Annotated in this window: 1 tRNA gene and 2 rRNA genes; all 3 read left to right on the top strand. The window is 48.9% G+C overall.

The window, feature by feature from the left end:
• Nucleotides 1–87, top strand: a 16S ribosomal RNA gene (locus tag I1A59_RS09095); the annotation flags it as partial.
• A 231-nt stretch (nt 88–318) separates the two neighbouring features.
• Nucleotides 319–391, top strand: a tRNA-Ala gene (locus I1A59_RS09090).
• 257 nt (nt 392–648) lie between these two features.
• A 23S ribosomal RNA gene (locus I1A59_RS09085) occupies nt 649–3,543 on the top strand.
• The last annotated feature ends 9 nt before the right edge of the window (nt 3,544–3,552 follow it).

Raw genomic sequence — 3,552 nt, 5'->3', positions numbered from 1 at the left:
AGCCAGCCGCCTAAGGTGGGATAGATGATTGGGGTGAAGTCGTAACAAGGTAGCCGTATCGGAAGGTGCGGCTGGATCACCTCCTTTCTAAGGAAATGGATGACATTGGTACTTGTTCAGTTTTGAGAGGTTAAGTCAGGATATGGACGACGGTCCGCTTGCGGAAACTTCCAGAAGAAAAATAGGAAACAGACGATGTGTTCGAAGAACACAAGGAAGTTTATCTTTTTTTCTAGGAAGTTAGTCGGAAATTCAACTCTCAGAGACAGTAAGAAAAGAAATAAAAACAGAATAGAACCAGTTGTTAAAAACCAACTTGGGGCCTTAGCTCAGCTGGGAGAGCGCCTGCTTTGCACGCAGGAGGTCAGCGGTTCGATCCCGCTAGGCTCCATCAGGATATCGAAGCCGATCCGCTTGCGGAAACTTCGAGAAGAAAAATAGGAAACAGACGATGTGTTCGGTGAACACAAGGAAGTTTATCTTTTTTCTCTACGAAGTTAGGCTGAGATTCAACTACAAACAAAGTTGAAGTAGTATCCTGTAAGAACATTGAAAATTGAATATCTATATCAAAGAAAGTAACAAGAAATAAACCGAAACGCTGAACGCATAAAGAGTTTACTTAATTCAGGTAGAGTTAAGAAAAGAGGTTAAGTTAGTAAGGGCGCACGGTGGATGCCTTGGCACTAGGAGCCGATGAAGGACGTGACAAACGACGAAATGCTTTGGGTAGCTGTAAGTGAGCGAAGATCCAGAGATGTCCGAATGGGGGAACCCACTAGCTGATGGCTAGTATCTTTAGTTGTTAAGATTAAAGAGGGAAGACGCAGTGAACTGAAACATCTAAGTAGCTGCAGGAAGAGAAAGCAAAAGCGATTGCCTGAGTAGCGGCGAGCGAAACGGCAGAAGGGCAAACCGAGTGGTTTACCACTCGGGGTTGTAGGACTGCGATATGGAATGATAGATTATAGAAGAATGACATGGGAAGGTCAGCCAGAGAGAGTGAGAGCCTCGTATTTAAAATAGTCTAACTACCTAGCAGTATCCTGAGTACGGCGGGACACGAGGAATCCCGTCGGAATCTGGGAGGACCATCTCCCAACCCTAAATACTCCCTAGTGACCGATAGTGAACCAGTACCGTGAGGGAAAGGTGAAAAGCACCCCGGGAGGGGAGTGAAATAGAACCTGAAACCGTGTGCCTACAAGAAGTTCGAGCCCGTTAATGGGTGAGAGCGTGCCTTTTGTAGAATGAACCGGCGAGTTACGATTGCATGCGAGGTTAAGTTGAAGAGACGGAGCCGTAGGGAAACCGAGTCTGAATAGGGCGCAATAGTATGTAGTCGTAGACCCGAAACCATGTGACCTACCCATGAGCAGGTTGAAGGTGAGGTAAAACTCACTGGAGGACCGAACCAGGGCACGTTGAAAAGTGCTTGGATGACTTGTGGGTAGCGGAGAAATTCCAAACGAACTTGGAGATAGCTGGTTCTCTCCGAAATAGCTTTAGGGCTAGCGTCGACATTAAGAATCTTGGAGGTAGAGCACTGTTTGGGTGAGGGGTCCATCTCGGATTACCAATCTCAGATAAACTCCGAATGCCAAAGATTTATGGTCGGCAGTCAGACTGCGAGTGCTAAGATCCGTAGTCGAAAGGGAAACAGCCCAGACCACCAGCTAAGGTCCCAAAATAATTGTTAAGTGGAAAAGGATGTGGGGTTGCACAGACAACTAGGATGTTAGCTTAGAAGCAGCTATTCATTCAAAGAGTGCGTAATAGCTCACTAGTCGAGTGACCCTGCGCCGAAAATGTACCGGGGCTAAAACAATTTACCGAAGCTGTGGATCCTGTAAAGGATGGTAGGAGAGCGTTCTATGTGTGGTGAAGCTATACCGTGAGGAGTAGTGGAACGCATAGAAGTGAGAATGCCGGTATGAGTAGCGCAAGATGGGTGAGAATCCCATCCACCGTAAGACTAAGGTTTCCAGGGGAAGGCTCGTCCGCCCTGGGTTAGTCGGGACCTAAGGAGAGACCGAAAGGTGTATTCGATGGACAACAGGTTGATATTCCTGTACTAGTATATAGAGTGAAGGAGTGACGCAGAAGGCTAAGGGAAGCCAGTGAATGGATTCTGGTCTAATCAGTGAGGTGTGGTAAGAGTCAAATGCTTTTACCTGTAACATTGAGCTGTGATGGGGAGCTAGGTGATTCTAGCGAGTCCCTGATGTCAGGCTGCCGAGAAAAGCTTCTAGCGCAAATCTATATACTACCCGTACCGCAAACCGACACAGGTAGTCGAGGCGAGTAGCCTCAGGTGATCGAGAGAACTCTCGTTAAGGAACTCGGCAAAATGGCCCCGTAACTTCGGGAGAAGGGGCGCTCAGTATGACTGAGCCGCAGTGAAAAGGCCCAAGCAACTGTTTATCAAAAACACAGCTCTCTGCTAAATCGTAAGATGATGTATAGGGGGTGACGCCTGCCCGGTGCTGGAAGGTTAAGAGGAGTGCTTAGAGATTTCTCGAAGGTATGAATTGAAGCCCCAGTAAACGGCGGCCGTAACTATAACGGTCCTAAGGTAGCGAAATTCCTTGTCGGGTAAGTTCCGACCCGCACGAAAGGCGTAATGATTTGGGCACTGTCTCAACGAGAGACTCGGTGAAATTTTAGTACCTGTGAAGATGCAGGTTACCCGCGACAGGACGGAAAGACCCCATGGAGCTTTACTGCAGTTTGATATTGAGTATCTGTGCCACATGTACAGGATAGGTAGGAGCCAATGAAGGTGGGACGCCAGTTTCACCGGAGGCGTTGTTGGGATACTACCCTTGTTGTATGGCTACTCTAACCCGGATAGGTGATCCCTATCGGAGACAGTGTCTGACGGGCAGTTTGACTGGGGCGGTCGCCTCCTAAAAGGTAACGGAGGCGCCCAAAGGTTCCCTCAGACTGGTTGGAAATCAGTCGCAGAGTGTAAAGGTATAAGGGAGCTTGACTGCGAGAGCCACAACTCGAGCAGGGACGAAAGTCGGGCTTAGTGATCCGGTGGTTCCGTATGGAAGGGCCATCGCTCAACGGATAAAAGCTACCCTGGGGATAACAGGCTTATCTCCCCCAAGAGTTCACATCGACGGGGAGGTTTGGCACCTCGATGTCGGCTCGTCGCATCCTGGGGCTGTAGTCGGTCCCAAGGGTTGGGCTGTTCGCCCATTAAAGCGGCACGCGAGCTGGGTTCAGAACGTCGTGAGACAGTTCGGTCCCTATCCGTCGCGGGCGTAGGAAATTTGAGAGGATCTGCTCCTAGTACGAGAGGACCAGAGTGGACTTACCGCTGGTGTACCAGTTGTCTCGCCAGAGGCACAGCTGGGTAGCTATGTAGGGAAGGGATAAACGCTGAAAGCATCTAAGTGTGAAACCCACCTCAAGATGAGATTTCCCATCAGCAATGAATAAGAGCCCTGAGAGATGATCAGGTAGATAGGTTAGGAGTGGAAGTTGTGTGAGCAATGTAGCGGACTAATACTAATAGCTCGAAGACTTATCCGAAGTCAAACT

It is taken from the genome of Streptococcus sp. NLN76 (assembly GCF_015686645.1).
In the GTDB taxonomy this organism is placed as follows: domain Bacteria; phylum Bacillota; class Bacilli; order Lactobacillales; family Streptococcaceae; genus Streptococcus.
This window is presented reverse-complemented; position numbering and strand designations above follow the sequence as displayed.